The 22429-nt window shown below is 70.3% G+C and carries 20 protein-coding genes; 10 read left to right on the forward strand and 10 right to left on the reverse strand.

All coding sequences use genetic code 11. The features are described 5' to 3' along the window. Positions 1–103 precede the first annotated feature (103 nt). The gene (locus ACWEJ6_RS30410) at positions 104–1492 is read left to right on the forward strand and encodes a hypothetical protein (RefSeq protein WP_452428164.1); all 1389 of its coding nucleotides are present in this window, start codon (positions 104–106) and stop codon (positions 1490–1492) included. Between the two features lie 852 nt (positions 1493–2344). Here ACWEJ6_RS30410 and ffh read toward each other — a convergent pair. Genes ffh through ACWEJ6_RS30435 form a run of 5 tightly spaced genes read right to left on the reverse strand, consistent with a single transcriptional unit; the run spans position 2345 to position 8202 of the window. Beyond that, the gene (gene ffh, locus ACWEJ6_RS30415; RefSeq protein WP_358283740.1) at positions 2345–3898 is read right to left on the reverse strand and encodes a signal recognition particle protein; all 1554 of its coding nucleotides are present in this window, start codon (positions 3896–3898) and stop codon (positions 2345–2347) included. Between the two features lie 57 nt (positions 3899–3955). Next, positions 3956–4516 carry a GTP-binding protein gene (locus ACWEJ6_RS30420; protein WP_352350493.1) on the reverse strand — a complete coding sequence of 187 codons (561 nt, stop codon included), beginning with the start codon at positions 4514–4516 and terminating at the stop codon, positions 3956–3958. A gap of 7 nt (positions 4517–4523) precedes the next feature. Beyond that, entirely contained in the window at positions 4524–4916 is a 393-nt protein-coding gene (locus ACWEJ6_RS30425; protein ID WP_352350303.1) for a DUF742 domain-containing protein, read from the reverse strand. 5 nt (positions 4917–4921) lie between these two features. Beyond that, positions 4922–5344, reverse strand: a complete 423-nt coding sequence (locus tag ACWEJ6_RS30430; RefSeq protein WP_352350301.1) for a roadblock/LC7 domain-containing protein — start codon at positions 5342–5344, stop codon at positions 4922–4924. After that, entirely contained in the window at positions 5341–8202 is a 2862-nt protein-coding gene (locus ACWEJ6_RS30435) for a nitrate- and nitrite sensing domain-containing protein (RefSeq protein WP_452428167.1), read from the reverse strand. Before ACWEJ6_RS30435 ends, ACWEJ6_RS30430 begins: the two co-directional genes overlap by 4 nt. A gap of 390 nt (positions 8203–8592) precedes the next feature. On the opposite strand from ACWEJ6_RS30435, the gene ACWEJ6_RS30440 reads away from it, so the two are divergent. The 4 genes from ACWEJ6_RS30440 to ACWEJ6_RS30455 are packed head-to-tail and all read left to right on the forward strand — an operon-like array spanning position 8593 to position 12164. After that, positions 8593–9579: an ABC transporter substrate-binding protein gene (locus tag ACWEJ6_RS30440; protein WP_358283734.1), complete on the forward strand. Its 987-nt coding sequence runs from the start codon at positions 8593–8595 to the stop codon at positions 9577–9579. Next, positions 9579–10355 (forward strand): ABC transporter permease, encoded by a 777-nt coding sequence (locus tag ACWEJ6_RS30445; protein WP_358283732.1) that lies wholly within the window; start codon positions 9579–9581, stop codon positions 10353–10355. Before ACWEJ6_RS30440 ends, ACWEJ6_RS30445 begins: the two co-directional genes overlap by 1 nt. Continuing rightward, a complete protein-coding gene (locus ACWEJ6_RS30450; protein WP_452428170.1) occupies positions 10352–11143 on the forward strand; it encodes an ABC transporter permease in 792 nt (263 codons plus the stop codon). Before ACWEJ6_RS30445 ends, ACWEJ6_RS30450 begins: the two co-directional genes overlap by 4 nt. 16 nt (positions 11144–11159) lie before the next feature. After that, positions 11160–12164 carry a methyltransferase gene (locus tag ACWEJ6_RS30455; protein WP_358283726.1) on the forward strand — a complete coding sequence of 335 codons (1005 nt, stop codon included), beginning with the start codon at positions 11160–11162 and terminating at the stop codon, positions 12162–12164. A 25-nt stretch (positions 12165–12189) separates the two neighbouring features. On the opposite strand, the gene ACWEJ6_RS30460 is transcribed toward ACWEJ6_RS30455, so the two are convergent. From ACWEJ6_RS30460 to ACWEJ6_RS30475, 4 genes are all read right to left on the reverse strand, one after another. Further along, a complete protein-coding gene (locus tag ACWEJ6_RS30460; protein WP_352350291.1) occupies positions 12190–12756 on the reverse strand; it encodes a GTP-binding protein in 567 nt (188 codons plus the stop codon). A 7-nt stretch (positions 12757–12763) separates the two neighbouring features. Further along, on the reverse strand, positions 12764–13111 hold the full coding sequence (locus ACWEJ6_RS30465) for a DUF742 domain-containing protein (protein WP_352350491.1): 348 nt from the start codon (positions 13109–13111) through the stop codon (positions 12764–12766). Between the two features lie 71 nt (positions 13112–13182). Beyond that, positions 13183–13605 carry a roadblock/LC7 domain-containing protein gene (locus tag ACWEJ6_RS30470; protein WP_020546542.1) on the reverse strand — a complete coding sequence of 141 codons (423 nt, stop codon included), beginning with the start codon at positions 13603–13605 and terminating at the stop codon, positions 13183–13185. Then, positions 13602–16424 carry a sensor histidine kinase gene (locus tag ACWEJ6_RS30475; RefSeq protein WP_387667756.1) on the reverse strand — a complete coding sequence of 941 codons (2823 nt, stop codon included), beginning with the start codon at positions 16422–16424 and terminating at the stop codon, positions 13602–13604. The genes ACWEJ6_RS30470 and ACWEJ6_RS30475 overlap by 4 nt, the downstream gene beginning before the upstream one ends. 630 nt (positions 16425–17054) lie before the next feature. Between ACWEJ6_RS30475 and ACWEJ6_RS30480 the strand changes: the two genes are divergently transcribed. From ACWEJ6_RS30480 to ACWEJ6_RS30490, 3 genes are read left to right on the forward strand one after another with little or no spacing between them, the layout of a single operon-like run. Beyond that, a complete protein-coding gene (locus ACWEJ6_RS30480; protein WP_452428172.1) occupies positions 17055–18065 on the forward strand; it encodes an ABC transporter substrate-binding protein in 1011 nt (336 codons plus the stop codon). Then, the gene (locus ACWEJ6_RS30485; RefSeq protein ID WP_358283717.1) at positions 18062–18880 is read left to right on the forward strand and encodes an ABC transporter permease; all 819 of its coding nucleotides are present in this window, start codon (positions 18062–18064) and stop codon (positions 18878–18880) included. The genes ACWEJ6_RS30480 and ACWEJ6_RS30485 overlap by 4 nt, the downstream gene beginning before the upstream one ends. After that, positions 18877–19707, forward strand: coding sequence for an ABC transporter permease (locus ACWEJ6_RS30490; protein ID WP_452428174.1), 831 nt, complete (start codon positions 18877–18879; stop codon positions 19705–19707). Before ACWEJ6_RS30485 ends, ACWEJ6_RS30490 begins: the two co-directional genes overlap by 4 nt. On the opposite strand, the gene ACWEJ6_RS30495 is transcribed toward ACWEJ6_RS30490, so the two are convergent. Next, complete coding sequence (locus ACWEJ6_RS30495; RefSeq protein ID WP_364324477.1) at positions 19694–20128, reverse strand: pyridoxamine 5'-phosphate oxidase family protein; 435 nt, start codon at positions 20126–20128, stop codon at positions 19694–19696. The two genes, ACWEJ6_RS30490 and ACWEJ6_RS30495, sit on opposite strands and share 14 nt — an antisense overlap. Before the next feature lie 82 nt (positions 20129–20210). Here ACWEJ6_RS30495 and ACWEJ6_RS30500 point away from each other — a divergent pair, with 82 nt between their 5' ends. Together ACWEJ6_RS30500 and ACWEJ6_RS30505 are read left to right on the forward strand one after the other, a co-directional pair. Then, on the forward strand, positions 20211–21503 hold the full coding sequence (locus ACWEJ6_RS30500; protein WP_452428176.1) for a flavin-dependent oxidoreductase: 1293 nt from the start codon (positions 20211–20213) through the stop codon (positions 21501–21503). A 105-nt stretch (positions 21504–21608) separates the two neighbouring features. After that, a complete protein-coding gene (locus tag ACWEJ6_RS30505) occupies positions 21609–22382 on the forward strand; it encodes an ABC transporter ATP-binding protein (protein WP_358283706.1) in 774 nt (257 codons plus the stop codon). Positions 22383–22429: the final 47 nt, after the last annotated feature.

Below are 22429 nucleotides of genomic sequence, written 5' to 3' on the forward strand. Positions count from 1 at the left end.
GCGGACAGTGCCTTCGACCTGTCCCGGCAGGCCGCGGCAAAGGCTCGGCAAGGGCCGCGTGTCACCTCGCCCGACTTGATCAACTTCCCTGCGGAATGGGTGGGTGACCACCACGACCAATCCGCTGTTCACGCGCGCGCGGCTGCTCACCGCCGGCGCGTCCGTCCTGCTCACCGGCGCCTTGTTCGGGCTTACGGCCACCGCCGCGGCGGGCGAGTTCGCCAACGCCAACGGTATCGGCCTGACCATCACCGAGATCCCGGAACTGGGCCAGCCGGGCTTCTCCGGCACCTGGGGCACGGCGTCCGTCGGGCCCGACCCCGGCACCGACACCGGCGACTGGAGCGACCCCGACGGGGTCACCGACTTCGTCAGCCTGGCCAACGAACAGATCCAGGCCGACGGCCTCGACGCGCCGGACGTCTGGGAGGCCAGCGCCCAACTGGTCGTCAACACCCTTCAGCTGAACCCGGACGCGTCCGAGCCGCTGCTGGTCACGGGCAATGTGGAGACGCACGCGCGGTGCACGCCGCCGGCTCCGGCGATGGCATCCGTGCAGGCGGCGCCGGGGACCATCACGGTGCTTGGCGTGCCCGTGGACCAGGGGACCACGGAGGTGCCCGCGACGGGCGCGCAGCTCGGGTACCCCGGCGTGTACGACGGGATCCTGACGGTGGTCAGGACCGACAACGCCACGACGAACGACGCGACCTCCGCCGAGGCGGACATGACGATCTCGATCTCGGCCAGCCTGCGGGACGCCGACGGGAACGTCGTCTACGAGGGGCCGCTCACGGAGGTGACCATCGGCCGGGTGGAGGTCAACTGCGTCCCCAACCAGCCCACCCCGACGCCCACGATCACCCCCACGGTGACCCCGACCCCCACGCCCACCGTCACCCCTACGCCCACCGTGACACCCACCCCCACGGTCACACCCACCGTGACACCGACGCCCACCGTCACGCCGACGCCGAACCCGACGCCCACCGTGACGCCGACGCCGACCGTCACTCCTACGCCCACCGTGACACCGACGCCCACGCCGACCGTGACGCCCACACCCACGGTGACGCCGACACCCACCGTGACACCCACACCCACGGTCACGCCGACACCCACCGTGACGCCGACGCCGAACCCGACGCCCACTGTGACGCCGACGCCCACTGTGACGCCGACGCCCGCGCCGAGCCCGACGCCCACGCATGACTGCACTCACAAGCCGCACAAGACTCACAAGCCGTACGAGAAGAGCCACTGGCCCCCTTGCGAGTGGCCGTACAACCCGCATGAGCCGCACCACCACGGCGACCCCAGCGGCCATCAATGGCCCGGCGATCATGGCGGCGAGTTCGGTCCGGCGCACGAAGACGCCTGGGTGACCCAGAGGTCGCCGCTCACCGGCCTGCCGATGTGGATGCCCGTAACGGCCGCCTCAGGGTGGCTCCTCATGGACCCCGCTCTTCAGTGGATGCTCCTCTGCCGTTAGAGCAGGCCGAACGGCCTCACATCCGCGCGCCCGGTGACCGACCACGGTCCCGGGCGCGCACCCGTTCGGGCGAGCGCGAACACACCGGCGAACAGCGACACAGCCCGACGCGCAAACCACCGTCATGAAGGCGGCGCGAGTAGGGGTAGTACGAGAAGAATCGGCGCGAAGGGGGCACCGGGGCGAGCAAGACCGGCGCCAAAACCCGCCGGCACAGCACCGACGACGCAAGGGCCACCAGCACAGGGACCGCCACCGCAAGGGCCGCCAGCACAGGGACCGCCAGCACAGGGGCGCCGGCGTAAGGGGCCGCCATCGCAAGGGGCCGCCGCCGCAAGGGACGCAGGTGTAAGGGCGCGCCTGGATGCCCAGAGCTTCCGGTGCGGGGCGAGGCCCGCCATGGCACGCGTAAGAGACACGGCTCCGAGTCGGGCGCCAGACAGGCGCGGCGGACAGACGGACGCGCCGGTCGGCCAGCCCAGGGTCGTGGTCAGGGACAGGCACGCGCCCGGCAAGGAGACGCGCGACAGAAGGCCACGCAATAGACAGCTACACGCCAGACAACACGTGAAAAGGACCTGCCCGACAAGCAGGCGCGAGAGGCGGACGCGGCAGGCCCCAGCAAACGCGCAGGCCGTGCAAACGCGCAGGCCGTGCAAACCCGCAGGCCCGGCAAAAGCGCAGGCCCAGCAGACGCACAGGCCGGGCAGGCCGGGCAGGCCGGGCAGGCCGCGCAGGCCGCGCAGGCCGGGCAGGCCGGGCAAATGTGCAGACCCGGCAAAAGTGCAGGCCGGGCAGACGTGCAGGCCGGGCAGGGGCGGGCGGAACGGGTGCCCGCCCCGGTCGGCGCGGTTACTGCCCGGGCAGCTTCAGCTTCGACGGGTCGAAGCCCGGCGGCAGTTCGAGCCCCGGCGGCAGCTTGCCGCCCAGGTTCCCCAGCACTCCCCCGGCCTTGGGCGCGCCGCCCTCACCGTCGGGCGACGGGGAAGCCGACTTCTCCAGGCCCGCCTTGCGCGGGTCGCCGCTGACGCGCCGCCCCTTCTTGGCCTTCTTCTGGGCCTTGGACGCCTTCCCGCGCCCCCCGGGCATGCCCGGCAGCCCCATGCCCCCGGCCACCCGCTTCATCATCTTCTGCGCCTCGAAGAAGCGCGTGACGAGGTTGCTCACGGCGCTGACCGTGACGCCGGAGCCGGCGGCGATGCGGGCGCGGCGGGAGCCGTTGATGATCTTCGGGTCCTGCCGCTCGCCGGGCGTCATCGAGCGGATGATGGCGGCGATGCGGTCGAGGTCGCGGTCGTCGATGGAGTTGAGCTGGTCGCGCATCTGCCCCATGCCGGGCATCATGCCGAGCAGGTTCTTGATGGGGCCCATCTTCTGGACCATCATCATCTGCTCGAGGAAGTCGTCGAGCGTGAAGTTCTCGCCCGAGGTGAGCTTGCCCGCCATCTTGGCGGCCTGCTCCTCGTCGAACGTCTTCTGCGCCTGCTCGATCAGGGTGAGGATGTCACCCATGTCGAGGATGCGGGAGGCCATCCGGTCGGGGTGGAAGGCGTCGAAGTCTTCCAGCTTCTCGCCGGTGGAGGCGAACATGATCGGGCGGCCGGTGATGTGCCGCACCGACAGCGCGGCGCCGCCGCGGGCGTCGCCGTCGAGCTTGGTCAGCACGACGCCGTCGAAGCCGACGCCGTCCATGAACGCCTGGGCCGTGGTGACGGCGTCCTGGCCGATCATGGCGTCGACCACGAACAGGACCTCGTCGGGGCGGACCGCGTCGCGGATGTCGGCGGCCTGCTTCATCATCTCCTGGTCGATGCCCAGGCGACCGGCGGTGTCGATGATGACGATGTCGTGGTTGAGCCGCCGGGCCTCGTCGATCGAGCGGCGGGCGACGTCGACCGGGTCGCCGACGCCGCTGCCCGGCTCGGGCGCGAAGACGGCGACCTGGGCGCGCTCGCCCACGACCTGGAGCTGCTGCACGGCGTTGGGCCGCTGGAGGTCGGCGGCGACCAGCAGGGGCGCGTGGCCCTGATCGCGCAGCCACCGGGCCAGCTTGCCGGCCAGGGTGGTCTTGCCGGCGCCCTGGAGACCCGCGAGCATGACGACGGTCGGCGCGGTCTTGGCGAAGCGGAGCCTGCGGGTCTCGCCGCCGAGGATCTCGATCAGCTCGTCATTGACGATCTTGACGACCTGCTGCGCCGGGTTGAGCGCCTGGGAGACCTCGGCGCCGCGGGCGCGCTCCTTGACCTGGGCGACGAACGCCTTGACCACCGGGAGCGCGACATCGGCCTCAAGCAGGGCGATGCGGATCTCGCGGGTGGTGGCGTCGATGTCGGCGTCGGACAACCGACCCTTGGATCGGAGGGAGGAGAAGACCGATGTCAGCCGGTCGGAAAGCGTCTCGAACACGTGGTTGGCCAGTCCTCGAAGCGAATGTACGTCTAAGACTTCAGCCTATCCGCTCTCCTAGCCGCTCCAGCCTGGCACGGCCATCCGGACGGTCAACGCGTGCTCGACGAGGTTGATCAGAGCGCTTTTGACCGAGTCCTTCTGGCGGGCGTCGAGACGCACCAGCGGGATGTGGGGGGCCAGCGTGAGGGCGTCACGGACCTCGGCGTCGCTGTGGGCGTACGTGCCGTCCCAGCCGTTGATCCCCACGATGAAGGGGAGCTGCGCCTCCTCGAAGTAGTCGATCGCGGGGAAGCTGTCGGCCAGGCGGCGGGTGTCGACCAGGACGACGGCGCCGATGGCGCCGCGCACGAGGTCGTCCCACATGAACCAGAACCGGTGCTGTCCGGGCGTGCCGAACAGGTACAGGATCAGGTCGCGGTCGAGCGAGACGCGGCCGAAGTCCATCGCGACGGTCGTGGTCGACTTCAGCGGCGTCATGCCCAGGTCGTCGATGCCCGCGGAGGCGTCCGTCATGACGGCCTCCGTCGTGAGCGGCATGATCTCCGAGACCGCGCCGACGAACGTCGTCTTGCCCACGCCGAAGCCGCCGGCCACCACGATCTTCGTCGAGGTCAGACCGGGGCTAGAGCCTGCGAAGTCCACTGAGCACCCTTTCCAGCAGGTTGACGTCCGGCCTACCCGCATCCAGCTGCGGCTGATGCACCCGTACCAGGCCCTCGGCCGCCATGTCAGCGATCAGAACACGCACCACACCGAGCGGGATCCGCAGCAGCGCCGACACCTCGGCGACCGACCGAACCTGACGGCAGAGCTGGCTGATCGCCTTGTACTCGGGGGTGATGTGGGAGAACTCCCGGTGTTCGGCCGTAGCCGACGAGACCAGGGCCTCCATGGCCAGCTTGACCTTGGGCGCGGTACGCCCGCCCGTCACCGCGTACGGGCGCACCGGCGAGGCCGGGTCCGAGCTGACCGGCGGCTGGGGCTCCCAACCACCGCTGTTCCAGGAATCCGTCACCTACATCACCTGGTCTGGCTGGCGCGCAGCTCCGCGCGCACCGCCGGGGTCAGCACCTGACCGGCGCGATCCACCATCAAGGTCATCTGGTACGCCACCAGTCCCATGTCGCAGTCGGGAGCCGCCAGGACCGCCAGGCACGAGCCGTCGCTGATCGACATGATCAGCATCAGCCCGCGCTGCATCTCCACGATCGTCTGGTTGACCGCACCACCCTCGAAGACCCTGGCCGCGCCCTGCGTGAGACTCACCAGTCCCGACGCGATGGCGGCCAGCTGATCAGCCCGGTCAGCCGGAAAACCCGACGAAGCCGCGAGCGGCAACCCGTCGGATGACACGACCACCGCGTGCGCGACCCCCGGGACGGTACTGACGAAGTCGGTGATCAACCAGTCGACTCCGCGCGCCGAGTGGCTCAGGTCATTCACGCGCCCTCCTCCCTACTGTCGTTCCTCGGGCCGGATTGGTATGTCCTGCCCTCGCTGATGTCGTCACGCGCTGCTCGGAAGCCCTGCTGGAAGCTCGACAACCTGCTGCGCACCCGGTCGGGCGAGACCGAGGGCATGGGAGCCACGCCCTTGGGCGCGGACGCCGTGTCCGCCGATCCGGGCACCAGGTTGGCCTTGGGCACCCGCTTGGGCAGCCCGGCCGCCGTCGAGCCGTCGCGTACGGGCTCCACCACGGACGCCGCCGCGTTCCAGCCGGCGTCGGCCTTGGCCGAGCCCCAGGTGGCGCTCGGCTCGCCCTGGTCGAACCAGGCCGACTCCACCGCGGCGAATATCGGCAGGTATTCGTCCCCGCCGGAGGCGGGCTTGACGACGGGGATCGGGCCGGTCGCCGCCGACTCGGTCTCGGGGTAGTCGTACTTGGACGCGGGCGACGTCTCCTGCGGCGGAGCCGACCAGGCGCGGGGCTCCTCGGGGGGCAGGCCGCGCTGCGGCGGCGCGTGCTCCCCGGTGACCGGCCCGCGCGAGGACACCCAGACGTCGGACGACGAGTCCGGCAGCCAGTCGGAGCCGGTGTTCGTCGACTCCGTCGAGGGCCACTGCGGCATCGAGGACGGCAGCGAGTTCGGCATCGACGGCCACGACCCGCCGGCCGGCTCGGACGGGTACGACGGGTAGGACGGGTGCCCGGGGGCGAGCCCGAAGCCCGAGGCGCCGGGCCACTGCTGGGCCCCGGCGGCGGGCTGGGAGGCGGCGAAGGCGTCCTCGCGGGCGGTCGTGGCGGCGGTGTTGCCGCCCGCGCCGGCGACCGCGGCGGGCTGCGCGCCGAGCAGCGTCTCGGGGATGAGGACCATGGCGGTCAGGCCGCCGGAGCCGTGCGGGCGGAGCTGCACCCTGATGCCGTGGCGGTGGGCCAGCCTGGCGACCACGAACAGGCCCATGCGGCGGGAGACCGACACGTCCACGGTGGGGGCGTCGGTCAGGCGCTCGTTGGCCTGGACCAGTTCCTCGCCGGTCATGCCGATGCCGGAGTCGCTGATGGAGAGCATGATCCCGCCGCCGTCGATCCTGCTGCCGGAGACGGGGACGCGGGTCTCGCGCGGGGAGAACGACAGCGCGTTCTCGATGAGCTCGGCCAGCAGGTGGATGACGTCGTTGACGGCCTGGCCGGCGATGGAGACGCCCTCGGGCACCTCCAGGACGACGCGCTCGTAGTTCTCGACCTCCGACAGGGAGGCGCGGGCGACGTCGACCAGCTTGACCGGCTGGCTCCAGCGCCGCGGCGGATCCTGGCCGGCCAGGACCAGCAGGTTCTCGCTGTTGCGCCGCATGCGCGTGGCCAGGTGGTCCAGCTTGAACAGGTTGCCGAGCCGCTGCTCGTCCTGCTCGCCTTGCTCCAGACCGTCGATCAGGGTGATCTGCCGCTCCACCAGGGTCTGACTGCGCCGCGACAGGTTCACGAACATCGCGTTGACGTTCGAGCGGAGCCTGGACTCCTCACCGGCCAGCCGGACGGCTTCGCGGTGGACCTCGTCGAAGGCGCGGGCGACTTCACCGATCTCGTCCTTGGAGTTGACCTCGATCGGCGGGACCTGGAGCTGTTCCGGGCTGACGTCGGTGTTGCGCAGCTGCCGGACCAGGTCGGGCAGCGTCTGGCCGGCGATCTTCAGGGCGTCCGAGCGCAGGCGGCGCAGCGGGCGCACCAGCGAGCCGGCCATCAGGGCGGTGATCGCGAGGACCAGGACGAGCAGGCCCACCACGATGCCGATGTTGATCGCCGCGAGCTGCCGGTCGCTGCTGGCGATGTCGGCGCTTCGGGTGGCGATCTGCTCCGACAGCGACTTCTGCACGGTGTGCAGGCGCTCGACGGTCTCGGTGATGGACTGGAACCACTGGTCGGTGTCGTCCCTGGTCGAGGTGTCGAGCCGGCGCAGGGACTGGTTGGCGTTGTGCAGCAGCACCGCGCGGCTGGCGTAGAACTCGGCGCGGCCGATCTTCAGGCTGGCGACGGTGTTGTCGTAGAACTGGCGCTGCGCGGGCGTGGCGACGGCGCGGAAGGAGTCCCGCTCGCTGTTGCGGCGGGAGCGGGCGTCGAGGAAGGCGTTGTACTCCGGCTCCTCGAACGAGCCTCTGATCAGGGCGCTGGTCAGCAGGCCGCGCTGCTTGGAGGCCTCCTCCTCGGCGCGGGCGACGGCACGCAGGGCCGCGCTGGTGGCGATGATCTCCTCGTCCGTGGAGCCCTGGCCGAGCTCGTCGTAGAGCTGCAGCAGTTCGGCGATGACCTCGGAGTACTTCTCGCTGGTGGGCAGCGGGCCGAGCTTGGTCTCGGCGACGGCCTTGCGCATCGTGGGGATCTGGCCGAGCCGGATCCGGATGTGGTCGAGGGACTTCCTGCCGAGGTCGGACAGCGACGTTTCGGACTTCTTCCCCACCTCAAGGGTGCTGGCGATGCGCTTGTCGACGATCTCGTGCTGGCTCTGCAACCGCTGCTCGTCGGAGGCTCCGCGGTTGGTGGCGACGTGGCGGGTGGCCAGGTCGCGTTCGAGCCCGAGGTCGCGGGCGAGCTCGCCGAGCTGTGCGACCAGGGTCCCCACGCTGCTGATGTCCTGGTACTGCTGGGCGCTGTTGATCGACGTCGTGACCCGCAGGGCGCCGAGGACGACGGCGACGAGCGTGGGAATGGCGATGAGGGCGATGAGGCGGGTACGCACGCGCCAGTTGCGCAGGGCGAACGGGCTGCCCGCCTTGGGCGGGTGGGCCTGCCGCACCTCGCCGTCCGCGGCCTTTTCCGGGGCGTCCGGAGCCCGGCCACGACCGGATCCGGTCGTTGTTGTCCTCACTGGTGGCAACCTCTCGCCATGGCCTGCTTCAGGGGGAATCAGCGGCTTCGTCACGCGGACGAGTGATCGCAGGCAAGTTCGAGGCCCAATTTGAGCACAAACCTCATACTTAGGCCAACGTTTCGGTGGTTTTCAACCGTTCCACATCGCACTCCCTTCACGTCGCATACCAGCGCACACGGAGCGCAACCACCGTCCCAATACGGACATATCACCACTAAACGTACTTAATCTTCAGATTTACATCTATAGCGCCGATTTGTCATATTTTCGCGATAAACCAACATATACGCGGCATAGCGCTGTAGATCCGAAGTCGGCTCCGGTACGCTTCACGCCCGGCATCCCGTGCCGATCTCCGGAACTTCCCCCTGGTAGGAGAACCCCCCCATGACACGCACTATGCGCGGTCACGCCATTGTCGTCGGCGTGGCTCTGGCGCTCACCCTTGCCGGCTGCGGCGGAGGCAGCGGCGAGACCGCGAAGAGCTCGGCCAACAGCAAGGGCCTGGAGAAGACCACCATCAAGGTCGGCGCCCTCCCCGTGCCCGACGTTGTGTCGGTCTATCTCGCCAACGAAAAGGGCTTCTTCAAGGAAGAGGGACTGACCGTCGAGCCGGTCACCATCACCGGTGGCGCGGCGGCGCTGCCGCAGATCGAGAGCGGCGCGCTCGACATCTCGCAGACCAACTACGTCTCGACCTTCCTCGCGGTGAGCAAGGGCAAGAAGATCAAGCTGGTCGCGGACATGTACCAGGCCGCGCCGAACACGTTCAACATCATGGTGCCCAAGGACTCCCCCATCAAGACGGTGGCGGACCTGAAGGACAAGACGATCTACGTCAACAACCTCAGGAACATCGCCACCCTGGCCGTGGAGACGCAGCTCAAGGTCGCCGGCCTGACCGAGTCCGACGTCAAGTTCGTGGAGAAGCCGTTCCCGGAGCAGGGCAACGCGATCAACTCCGCGCAGGCGGACGCGGGCTGGATGACCGAGCCGTTCATCACCGCCAACCAGAGCGCCTTCGGCTTCCGCAAGCTCGCCGACACCATGACCGGCCAGACGGAGGACTTCCCCATCGCCGGCTGGATGGCCACCGAGGACTGGGTGCAGAAGTACCCGAAGACGCTGGCCGCCTTCCAGCGGGCCATCGCCAAGGCGCAGCAGCTCGCCTCCAGTGACCGCAAGGTCATCGAGGAGACGCTGCCGAAGTACACCAAGATCGACGCCAAGACGGCCTCGGTGATCACGCTCGGCACGTACCCGAGCGAGCTGAACGAGAACCGGCTGCAGAAGGTCGCCGACCTGATGCTGGAGTACAAGTACCTCACCAGCCCGGTCGACGTGAAGTCGGTCATCGCCGCCCCTGCAAGCTGATGAACACCGCGCGTCTGCTCCGCGGCGCCGCCGGCGCCGCGGGGTTCCTCATCGCCGGTGAGCTGGTCATCCGCTTCGCGCTGAGCGACGGCGTGATCTTCCCGGCGCCCTCCGTCATCCTGTACGAAGCCGTGCGCCTGCTCGCCGACCCGGTGTTCACGGAGGGCCTGGTCACCACCCTCACCAACTGGGCGCTCGGCCTGCTCGCCGCCATCGTCGTGGCCGTGCCGCTGGGCGTGCTGCTGGGGGCGGTGCCGCCGGTGGAGCGGGCGATCCGGCCGCTGCTGGAGTTCATGCGCCCGATCCCCTCGGTGGCGATCATCCCGCTGGCGATCCTGCTGATCCCGGTGGACGGCCTGATGAAGGTCTCGGTCATCGTGTACGCGTCCATGTGGCCGATCCTGATCAACACCCTGTACGGCATGCAGGACGTGGACCCGCTGGCCAAGGAGTCGCTGCGCAGCTTCGGCTTCGGCCGCCTGGCCGTGCTGGCCCGGGTCAGCCTGCCGAGCGCCGCCCCCTTCGTCGCGACCGGCATCAGGATCGCGGCCGGCATCGCGCTCGTGCTCGCGGTCAGCGCCGAGCTGCTGGCCGGCGGCACGGCCGGGATCGGCGTCTACACGATCCAGGCGGGCAGCGGCAACCGGATGGACCTGATCATGGCGGCGACGTTCTGGGCCGGGGCGTTCGGGGTGTTCGCGAACCTCGTCCTGCTGGCCGGCGAGCGGCGGCTGTTCCGCTGGCACCGCGTCCGGATGGGAGCGTCGGAGTCGTGAGGCGGCTGTCCAGGCTGTGGGTGGTGCCGGTCGTGCTGGTCGTCTGGGAGCTGCTCGGGCGGCTCATCGACGACAGCGACTTCCCGCCGCCGCTCACCATCGTCACCAGCATGTACCAAATGTGGTTCTCCGGGCCCGCCTCCCACCTGTTCCTCACCGAGGACGCGATCGGCAACATCCTGCCCAGCCTCGGCCGCATGTTCAGCGGCTGGATCCTGGCCTCGCTGCTCGGGGTGCTGCTCGGCGTGGCGCTCGGCCGTTCCAAGACGGCCACCGACTACGTGGACGCGCTGTTCGAGTTCGGCCGGGCGATCCCGCCGCCGCTGCTGCTGCCGCTGTTCGTCGCGCTGTTCGCGCGCACCGAGTACGCGCAGCTCGGCATGCAGCTCGCCACGATCGTGTTCGGCGTGATCTGGCCGGTGCTGCTCAACACGATCGAGGGCGTCCGGGCCGTGGACCGCACCTACACCGAGACCGCCACCGTGTTCGGCCTGTCCAAGGCACAGCGCCTGCGCGTCGTCGTGCTCCCCGCCGCCTCGCCGAAGATCTTCGCCGGGCTGCGGCTGAGCCTGTCCCTGGCGCTGATCCTCATGGTGATCTCCGAGCTGTTCGGCAGCACGGACGGCATCGGCTACCAGCTCCTGCAGGCCCAGCGCAGCTTCGACGGGCCCGGCGTGTGGGCCGCGATCGCCCTGCTCGGCATCCTCGGCTACCTGGTGAACTCGCTGTTCGTGCTGGCCGAGCGCCGCCTGCTGGTGTGGCACCGGCAGGCCAACCGCAACGTCTGACTTCTGGAAGGACCCCATGCCCCACTCGGATGACCTCCTCTGGGGGGCCGTGGCCGACATCTCGCGCTTCGCCGCTCTGCTGACCATGGCGGAGCTCGGCCTGGCCGACCATCTCGCCCACGGTCCGCTCACCACCGCCGACCTGGCCGCCCGCTGCGAGGCCGACGCCCCCCGGCTGCGCCGCGTGCTGCGCGAGCTGGCCGGGATGGGCGTGGTCCGCGGCGCCGGGCCGGACACGTTCGACCTGACCGAGCGCGGCACGGCGCTGCGCTCGGACGTGCCCGACTCGGTGCGCTCGTCGATCAGGATGCTCGGCGAGGAGGGCTTCTGGCACGCCATGGGCAACCTGCCCGCGACCGTCCGCGACGGCGGCTCGGCCTTCGCCGCCCGCTACGGCCACCTGTACGACTACCTGGCGGCCAACCCCGGGGCGGGCAAGCTGTTCGACGACTACATGACCGCCCGCGCGATCCCCTTCACCGAGGGCCTGGCCAAGCGGTACGACTTCCCGGCCACCGCGACCATGGTGGACGTGGCCGGCGGCAAGGGCCACATCCTGGCCACGGTGCTGCACGCCAACCCGGACATGCGCGGCATCCTGTTCGACCTGGAGCACGTGGCCGACCGGGCCAGGGAGCTGCTGGCCGCCGAGGGGCTGGGCGAGCGGAGCGAGGTCGTCACCGGCGACTTCTTCACCGAGGTCCCGGCGGGCGGCGACGTCTACCTGCTGGCCAGCGTCCTGCACAACTGGGACGACGAGGACGCGGTCACGATCCTGCGCAACGTCCGCCGGGCGATGAACCCCGGCGGCCGCGTCCTGGTGCTGGAGGTGGTGCTGCCCGACGACGAGGCGCCGCACCTGGGCAAGGACATCGACATGCGGATGCTGGCGATCTTCGACGGCGGCGCCGAGCGCAGCCGGGAGCAGTACACGGCACTGCTCGACCGGGCGGACCTGCGCCTGGCCGAGGTCGTCGAGCTGGGCTCGGGAGCCAGCCTCATCGAGGCCCGGCCCCGCTGAGCGCGAGGGGCGGCGGCGGGCCGGATCAACTGCCGCCGCTCCAGCCCGGCACCGCCATCCTGATCGACAGGGCGTGCTCGACCAGCTGGATCAGCGCGCTCTTGACGGCGTCCTTGGAGCGCGCGTCCAGCCGGACGAGCGGGATGTGGGGGGCCAGCGTGAGGGCGTCGCGGACCTCGGCGTCGCTGTGCGGGTACTGGCCGTCCCAGCCGTTGACGCCCACCACGAACGGCAGCTGCGCCTCCTCGAAGTAGTCGATCGCGGGAAAGCTGTCGGCCAGCCGGCGGGTGTCCACCAGCACGACCGCGCCGATCGCGCCGCGCACCAGGTCGTCCCACATGAACCAGAACCGGTGCTGGCCCGGCGTGCCGAACAGATAGAGGATCAGGTCACGGTCGAGCGAGACGCGGCCGAAGTCCATCGCGACGGTCGTGGTCGACTTCAGGGGCGTCATGCCCAGGTCGTCGATCCCCGCGGAGGCGTCGGTCATCACCGCCTCGGTGGTCAACGGCATGATCTCCGAGACCGCGCCGACGAACGTCGTCTTGCCCACCCCGAAACCGCCGGCCACCACGATCTTCGTTGAAGTCAAGCCGGGGCTAGAGCCTGCGAAGTCCACTGAGCACCCTTTCGAGCAGATTAACGTCCGGCCTGCCGGCGTCCAGCTGTGGCTGATGCACGCGGACCAGGCCCTCGGCCGCCATGTCGGCGATCAGAACACGCACCACGCCCAGCGGGATCCGCAGCAGCGCCGACACCTCGGCCACGGACCTGACCTGCCTGCACAGCTGGCTGATCGCCTGGTACTCCGGCGTGATGTGCGAGAACTCCCGGTGCTCGGCCGTCGCCGACGACACCAGGGCCTCCATCGCCAGTTTGACCCTGGGCGCCGTCCGCCCACCCGTCACCGCGTACGGGCGGACGGGCGAGGCGGGGTCGGGGTGCAGCTGCGACTGGGGCTGTGGCCTGGGCGGAGGCGCCCAGCCGCCGCTGTTCCATCTCTGGTCCGTCACCTACATCACCTGGTCTGGCTGGCGCGCAACTCGGCCCGCACAGCCGGGGTCAGCACCTGACCGGCGCGATCCACCATCAGAGTCATCTGGTACGCCACCAGCCCCATGTCACAGTCCGGAGCCGCCAGCACCGCCAGGCACGAACCGTCGCTGATCGACATGATCAGCATCAGCCCGCGCTGCATCTCCACGATCGTCTGGTTGACCGCACCCCCCTCGAACACCCTGGCCGCACCCTGCGTCAGGCTCACCAGCCCCGACGCGATGGCGGCCAGCTGGTCGGCCCGGTCAGCCGGAAAACCCGACGAGGCCGCAAGCGGCAACCCGTCGGACGAGACGACCACCGCATGTGCCACACCGGGGACCGTGCTGACGAAGTCGGTGATCAACCAGTCGACTCCGCGCGCCGCGTGGCTCAGGTCGTTCATGCGCCCTCCTCTCTTTCACTGTTGTGGGCTTCACCGTTGTAGGAGCCGCGAGGGCCCGGCTGGAACGCCCTGCCCTCGGTGATGTCGTCGCGGGCCGCCCGGAAGCCCTGCTGGAAGCTGGACAACCTGTTCCGCACCCGGTCCGGCGAGACCGAGGGCATCGGGGACACGCCCTTGGGCGAGGCGGAGGTGTCGGCCGAGCCCGGCACCAGGTTCGCCTTGGGCACCCGTTTGGGCAGGCCGGCCGCGGTCGTGCCGTCGCGGGCCGGCTCGGCCGCCGCCTCGGCGGCGCTCCAGCCGGCGTCGGCCTTCGTCGAGCCCCAGCCGCCCTCGTCGCGTCCGAACCAGGCCGACTCGACGGCGGCGAAGATCGGCAGGTAGTCGTCCCCGGCGGAGGCGGGCGGCACGGGCGGGATCGGGCCGGTGGCCGCCGACTCGGTCTCGGGGAAGTCGGGCCGCGGGCGCTGGAGGCCGTCCTGCTTCCAGGGGGGCGGCGGCTCGGCCGGGGGACGCTTGGGCAGCCCGCGATCGCCGTTGTTGCGCGGCGGCGACCAGATGTCGTGGCTGTCGAAGCCGCCGCCGTGCGGGTCGGAGGGCCAGCCGTCGGACGAGGGCCACTGCGGCCAGTTGCCCCCCGCCTCCGGGTTCGACGGGTACGACGGGTGCGCGGGGCCCATCTGATAGGTGGGCCGCGGCCAGTCCTGTCCGGCGGCCGGAGGCGCCTGCGGCCAGTCGGCCGCCGGTGTGAGCGGCGCCTGCGGCCAGTCGGCTCCCGGCGCGGGCGGCGCGGGCGGCCAGTCGGCCCCGGCGGCGGAGGCGGCCGCGGGCCAGTCGGCCTCGGGCGGAGCCGAGATCGGCGGCCAGTCGGTGGCCGGGGGCGCCGCGTGCGGCCCCACGTACGGCTCGCTCCCGGACGTGCTCTCGGCCGCCGCCGGCTGCATGCCCGCGAACCCGGGCGGCTGCGTGCCGAGCATGTTCTCCGGGACGAGCACCATGGCGGTCAGCCCGCCAGAGCTGTGCGGACGGAGCTGCACCCTGATGCCGTGCCGGTGGGCCAGCCTGGCGACCACGAACAGGCCCATCCGCCGCGAGACCGACACGTCGACGCTGGGCGAGTCGGTGAGGCGGTCGTTGGCCTGGGCCAGCTCCTCGGGGGTCATGCCGATGCCGGAGTCGGTGATCGACAACATCACGCCGCCGCCGTCGATCCTGCTGCCCGACACCGCCACCCGGGTCTCGCGCGGCGAGAACGACAGCGCGTTCTCCACCAGCTCGGCCAGCAGGTGGATGACGTCGTTGACGGCCTGGCCGGCCACCGACACGCCGTCGGGCACCTGGAGCACGACGCGCTCGTAGCTCTCGACCTCCGACAGGGAGGCGCGGGCGACGTCGACCAGCTTGACCGGCTGGCTCCAGCGCCGCGGCGGGTCCTGACCGGCCAGCACCAGCAGGTTCTCGCTGTTGCGCCGCATACGCGTGGCCAGGTGGTCCAGCTTGAACAGGTTGCCGAGCCGCTGCTCGTCCTGCTCACCCTGCTCCAGACCGTCGATCAGGGTGATCTGCCGCTCCACCAGCGTCTGACTGCGCCGCGACAGGTTCACGAACATCGCGTTGACGTTCGAGCGCAGCCGCGCCTCCTCGCCGGCCAGCCGGACCGCCTCGCGGTGGACCTCGTCGAAGGCGCGCGCCACCTCGCCGATCTCGTCGTGGGTGTCCACCCCGATCGGCGGGACGGGCCCGACCTTGCCGTCACCCGCCTCGCGGAGCGCCCGCACGGTCTCCGGCAGGCGTTTGCCGGCGATGTCCAGGGCCTCGCCGCGCAGCCTGCGCAGCGGCCTGATGAGCGAGCGGGCGATGAAGGTGATGATGATCAGCACCACGATCAGCAGGATCATGATGAGCACGCCGGAGATCAGCGCCGACCGGTTGGCCGCCTCCTCCAGGGCGCGGGCCCGCAGGATGACCGAGGAGGCCAGCGACTTCTCCACGCTGCGCAGGGCGTCGATCTTGCCCGTGCTGACGTCGAACCAGGTTCCGACGTCCTTGTCCGGCCGTACGCCGATGCTCAGGGGCTTGGCCTCGACGGACTGGGCCATGGCCCGCAGCCGGAACAGGTCGGTCTGGTCGACGTCCCTGCCCACCACGGTGTCGCGGTAGAGCTCCAGCTGGTCGATGCTGGCGAGGGTGGCGAACAGGGTCTCCTCGCTCTCCTCCCGCGCCTTGGCGTCGGAGAGCGCGTCGAGCTCGCCGCTGTCGAAGCTCTTCTTGTCCAGGGCGCTGGCCAGGATGCCGCGCTGCTTGGACGCCTGCTCCTTCGCGCGCGCGATGGCCGCCATGGAGCTGGCGCTGTGGGAGATGTCGTCGTCCACCGCGACCTGTCCCACCTGGTCGTGGAACTGCAGGAGGGTGGAGATGATCTGGGAGTACTTCTGGATCATCGGCAGCGGCTGGATCTTGCCCTTGACGGCGGTGTCGCGCAGGGTCTGGATCTCCTCCAGGCGGCGCAGCACCGGGCGTACGGAGTCGGCGTGGGTGTCGGTGAGGGCGCCGGCCCGCACCTTGGCCTCGTCGATGAGGTTGTCGACCCCGCTGTAGGTGGTGCGGAGCTGGGCCGCGCGGCTCTCCGGACGGCCTTGGGCGATGTAGAGAGCGGTCTCGTCCCGTTCGAAGGCCAGTTCGTGCGTGACGGCGCCGAGCTGCTCGCTGAGCTCGGCCACCTCTCTGAGTGTCTGGTAGGTGTCGGCGTCCCTGAGGGAGGTGATCACGTTCAGCCCGCCCAGGCCCACCGCGACAGCCGTGGGTACGACGATCAACGCCACGAGGCGCGATCGTACGTGCCAATTGCCCAATCCGAACCTGTTAGAAGCAGGTTTGGGCAGCCGTCGCTTCTGGTGCCCGTGCGGCTCGCGGTCAGCGGAAGCTTCAGCGCTCTGCGTTCTCACTTGCCTCGCAACCTCTCGCCCCGGAGGGGAATTCTCGAAGACCATGCAGGTAAATGCACGTGGGGCAATATGTACAATCGAGATGAGGGCCATTTGAGCACAGGTACCGGTCAGGACCAACCACCTATAGTGCCCCTCTGAGGCTTATATCCCGGATTGTCCAAAAATTGTGACAAAATTGGTAGACCGCCGTTTACCTGCAAAAACGGGCAGCCGAAACGTGTTCCGCAAGCCCCCTTCCGCCCGCGGAACGATCCAGGTCAGCTAGTCCCACCAGTAACAGACGCCCCGGTCGCCACCCTCTTTCCCAAAACGGACAAAGACATCTCACGCCTCTATTTACGATAGAGCGGCAAACGGACATTGCAACCACAAGAGTCATTTTCTTGATAATGACTGCCAATGTGGTGCTACGGTCGATTCCTGCTTGTTCGTCAGGCACTCAGCCCCGGGGGCAGTTCAGCCACCCGGTCCCCCCGGCTCCACGTCTTGAAGGGAGTCCCTGACATGAGGCTTGGCCGCTCCGCCAAGGCCGCCATCATCGGGTTCGCTGTGACTTTAGGCGCCGTAGCGTGCAGCACCGGCGGCTCAACCACCGCCAGCGCACCACCCTCCGCCTCCGCGAACGGCGGCGGCGGCGCCTTGGAGAAGACGAAGCTCAAGATCGCCACCCTGCCCGCCATCGACAGTGCCGCCCTCTACGTCGCCATCGACCAGAAACTCTTCGAGCAGGAGGGTCTCGACGTCACCCCGCAGGTCGTCCAGGCCGCCCCCGAGGCGATCCCCATGCTGGTCAACGGCGAGATCGACGCCATGTTCGGCAACTACGTGTCGATGTTCCAGGCGCACGACAAGGGGGCGATCAAGATCCACGTGCTCGCCGAGGGCTCGCGGGCCGCCCCCGACTCGCTCAGCATCATGGCGCTGCCCAACTCCCCCATCAAGACGCCGAAGGACCTCGCGGGCAAGACGATCAACGTCAACGTCCTGCACAACTTCCAGGAGCTCGCGCTCACCCAGGTGCTCAAGGCCAACAACATCGACCCCGCCACGATCAAGTACGTCCCCGTGACGTTCCAGAACATCATGGCCTCGTGGAAGAGCGGCCAGATCGACGCCGCCTACCTGGGCGAGCCTCTGGTCACCGCGGCGACCTCGTCGATGGGCGCGCGCAAGATCCTCGACCCGGCCTCCGGGCCGGCGGCGGAGTTCCCGATCTCGGGATACATCAGCACCCAGGACTGGTACGACAAGAACCCGAGGACGGCGGCGGCCTTCCAGCGGGCCATCCACAACGCGGCCAAGCTGATGGAGAACAACCGTGAGGTGGTGGCCAAGGTGCTGCCGAACTTCACGCAGATCGACGCGTCCACGGCGGCGACGGTCACCTTCCCCTACTTCTCCAGCTCCGACAACCCGGTGCGGCTGCAGCGGGTGGCCGACTGGATGTGGGAGGCCAAGTGGCTGGGCAAGGAGATCGACGTCAAGACGTTGATGTCCCCGACGACGTCGGGGTGAGCAGCACCGCGACGGGCGTCGTCCGCCGTCCGGCCGGCGCCGCCACGCGGTGGTCGCGCCGGGCGGCGGGGGCGGCCGGCTTCGCCGTCCTCGTCGAGCTGCTGAGCCGGTCGGGGCTGGTGGACGCCGAGGTGCTGCCGCCGGCCACGCGGATCGTCGGGCGTGGCCTGGCGCTGCTCGCCGATCCGGCCTTCCTGACCCACGCCCGCACCAGCCTGCTGGCCTGGGCCTTCGGGCTCGGCCTCGCGGTGCTGGTGGCGGTGCCGCTCGGCCTGCTGCTCGGCAGCGTGCCGGTGATCGACGCCGCCACCCGCTCGGTGGTGGAGTTCCTGCGGCCGATCCCGTCGGTGGCGCTGATCCCGCTGGTCGCCCTCGTGATCGGCACCGGCCTGCAGCTCCGCGTCACGCTCGTGCTCTACGCCGCCATGTGGCCCATCCTCTACAACACCATGTACGGCCTGCGCGGCGTCGACCCCGTCGCCAAGGAGACCCTGCGCTCCTACGGCTTCGGCCCGCTGTCGGTGCTGCTGCGCGTCAGCCTGCCGTCGGCCGCGCCGTTCATCACCACGGGCGTGCGGCTGGCGGCGTCCGTGGCGCTCATCCTGACCGTCAGCACCGAGATCGTGGCCGGGCGCGGGGAGGGCATCGGCGTGTTCATCTTCTTCGCCGGCATCGCGGTCCCGGCCAGGATGACCGACATCCTGGCCGGGGTGTTCTGGGTGGGACTGTTCGGCGTGCTGGTCAACGCGCTGCTGGTGGCGGCCGAGCAGCGCGCCTTCCGCTGGCACCACGCCCGGCTGACGGAGGGGTCGTGACCGGGGCCCGGCGCGGGCCGTCGGCCCGCGACCGCACGCGCGGCACGGCGTTCCGGGTGGCCGTGCTGGCCGTGCTGGTCCTGACCTGGGAGGCGGGCACGCGGCTGGCGGGCAGCTCGTTCTTCCCGCCGCCGACGACGATCGTGGCCCGGATGCACCAGATGTGGTTCTCCGGCCCGCCCGGCAGCCTGTTCCTGACCGGCGCGGCGGTGGACGACGTCCTGCCGAGCCTGGGCCGGATGGCCGCCGGGTTCGCGGGCGGGGCGGTGGCCGGGGTGCTGCTCGGGCTGGCGTTCGGGCTGTCGGCGCGGGTCTACGACTATCTCGACGGCGTGCTGCAGTTCCTGCGCGCGATCCCGCCGCCCGCGCTGGTCACCGTGTTCCTGGTGGTGTTCGGCTTCGGGCTGCGCATGCAGCTGGCGTTCATCATGTTCAGCGTCGTGTGGCCGGTGCTGCTCAACACCGCCGACGGCGCGCGGGCGGTCGATCCGCTGCACCTGGACACCGGGCGGGTGTTCCGGCTGTCGGGGACCGAACGCCTGCTGCGGGTCGTCCTGCCGTCGGCGCTGCCGAAGATGTTCGCCGGGCTGCGGCTGTCGTTGTCGTTGTCGCTGATCGTCATGGTCTTCGCCGAGCTGCTGCCGGGGGCCTCCAACGGCATCGGGTTCCAGCTCACCACCGCGTACTCGACGTTCGACCTGCCCGCGATGTGGGCCGGGATCGTGCTGCTCGGCGTGCTGGGCTACCTGCTCAACGAGCTGTTCCTGGTGGCCGAGCGGCGGGTGCTGGCCTGGCACCTCGGCGCGCAGCGGCTCACGGAGCAGTGAACGTGCCGGCGGCGACCGGGCGGCTGCGCGGCGGCTCGTAAGCGCCCGAGTCGATGCCCCACGACGCGACGGCCAGCGGCATGATCTCCACCCATACGGGCTCGTACCCGGGTTTCAGCCGCTCGCCGCCCTTGGCGTGGACCCGCCCGACCCCCTGGACGAGGACGCCGCGCGGCCCGTCCTCGGTGAAGTCGTCCACGACGAGCGACACCTCGGGGTTGTCCCTGACGTCCCGGCGGTACCGCCGCGGACGCACGCCGCCGGGCAGCAGGCGGGAGCCGACCGCGATCATGCCGCGGTCCGGCTGGAGATGGATCCGCACGGGCACGACGTGCGGCGTTCCCCCGGCTCCCGCCGTGGCGAGCCGCGCCAGGTCGTGCTCAAGCAGGTAGGCGAACTCCCCGTCACTGAATCCGCGCATCACACACCTCACACCCAGATAGGAACGAGGTTAATGGGATAACTCTGGTCTTCGGCCTGCAAAGGGCGAGAAACTTATCGTCATGTTCCCCGTCAGGGACACGTGGGACCGGATCGAGACCACTGGGGGCGACGTGAGGACGATGGTCGTGGGCGCCGGGATCGGCGGGCTCACCACCGCGCTCAGCCTGGCGGCGGCCGGGCTGGAGTGCGTGGTCGTGGAGGCGGCCGCCACGCTGAGGCCGCTCGGCGTCGGGATCAACCTGCAACCGCACGCCGTACGGGAGCTGACCGAGCTGGGGCTGGCCGGCGAGCTGGCCGCGCTGGGCGTGGAGACGACCTTCATGACCTTCGCCGACCGGCACGGCAACGTGATCCTGGCGCTGCCGCGCGGGCGCTCGGCCGGCTACCGCTGGCCGCAGTACAGCATCCACCGGGGCGAGCTGCAGATGGCGTTGCTGGCCGCGGTCGAGGAACGGGCCGTCCCGGTGCGGACGGGCGTCCGCCTGGAGGGCTTCGAGCAGGACGGCGAGCAGGTCCTCGTCCGGCTCCGGCAGGGCGGCGAGCTCGTGGAGGAACGCGTGGACGTGCTCGTCGGCGCGGACGGCGTGCAGTCCACGGTGCGGGCGCTGCTGCACCCGTCGGACGACCCGCTGCTGTGGTCCGGCATCAGGATGTGGCGCGGGGTGGCCGAGGCCGACCGCGTCCTGGACGGCGCCACCGTGCTGGTGGGCGGCTCCAACCGGGCCGGGAAGTTCGTCACCTATCACATCTCGGCCCGCAACCCCCGGCTGGTCAACTGGGTGGCCGAGGTCAAGGTGGCCGAGCCCGGCGTCGCCGCGGAGGCCGACTGGTCGCGCGCGGGCCGGCTGGAGGAGGTGGCCGCGCACTTCGCCGACTGGCGGTACCGGCCGGCCGACGTCCAGGGGTTGCTCGCGGCCTCCCCGCGCATCCTGGAGTACCCGATGGTGGACCGGGACCCGCTGCCGGTCTGGGGAGAGGGCCGGGTGACGCTGCTGGGCGACGCCGCGCACCCGATGTACCCGATCGGCTCGAACGGCGGCTCGCAGGCGGTGCTCGACGCGCGGGTGCTGGCCCGGTGCCTGGCGACGTCCGGCGACCCGGTCACGGCGCTCAAGGCGTACGAGGAGGAACGGCGTCCGCCCACGTCGGCGCTGGTGATGGCGCATCGGGCGCTGCCCATCGAGGATACGATCGGCCTGGTGACCGAGCGCGCGCCCGACGGGTTCGCCGACATCGCCGACGTGCTGACGGAGGCCGAGCTGGCCGCCATGGCCGGGGCGCAGCGGCGCATCTCCGACGCCGACGTCCGGGCGCTGAACGAGCGGGAGTCGTGGAGCGTACGCATCCCATGACAGCCGCGAAGACTCAAGGGTAAGATCCGACACCGTAGAGCCATACCGACATTTCCGGCTTCCCGAGTCGGTCCTCCGCTCGCGGCCTCGCCCCCTAGGACATCCATGCTCGAGATAGAGAACCTCTCCCACGTGTACGGCGGCGGTGGCCCCAACGCTCACCACGCCATCGAAGGGCTCAACCTGAGCGTCGCCGCGGGCGAGCTGCTGTGCATCGTCGGGCCGTCGGGAGCCGGGAAGTCGACCCTGCTGCGCTCCATCGCCGGGCTGATCAGGCCGACCGGCGGCGAGGTCAGGGTCGAGGGCGAGCTGGTGCGGCAGACCCCCGACAACCTGGCGGTGGTCTTCCAGGACTACAGCCGCTCGCTGTTCCCGTGGATGTCGGTGGCCGACAACGTGGCCCTGCCGCTGCGCCGCCGGGGCATGGACAAGCAGCAGCGCCGCGAGGCCGCCCAGGAGGCGCTGGAGTCGGTCGGGCTCCAGGGCGCCGAGAAGAAGTACCCGTTCCAGCTCTCCGGCGGCATGCAGCAGCGGGTGGCGATCGCGCGGGCGCTGGCCTACCGGCCCTCGCTCATGCTCATGGACGAGCCGTTCGGCTCGGTCGACGCCCAGACCCGCGAAGACCTGGAAGACCTCGTGCTGAAGGTGCGCGGCCACCACCAGATGACGATCGTGCTCATCACCCACGACATCGACGAGAGCGTCTACGTCGGCGACCGCGTCGTGGTGTTGTCTAAGGCCCCCGCGCACGTGGTCGGCGACCTCAAGGTCGACCTGCCCGAGCCGCGCGACCAGATCACCACCCGCGAGCACCCCGACTTCGTGCACCTCCGCGCCGAGGTCGGCCGCCTGGTGCGCGGCCACGCCACCACCGTCTGACGCGCGGGCGGGCGCCCGGCCTCAGCCGGGCGCCCGGGGCGCGTCGG

Source organism: Nonomuraea sp. NPDC004702 (assembly GCF_053601695.1).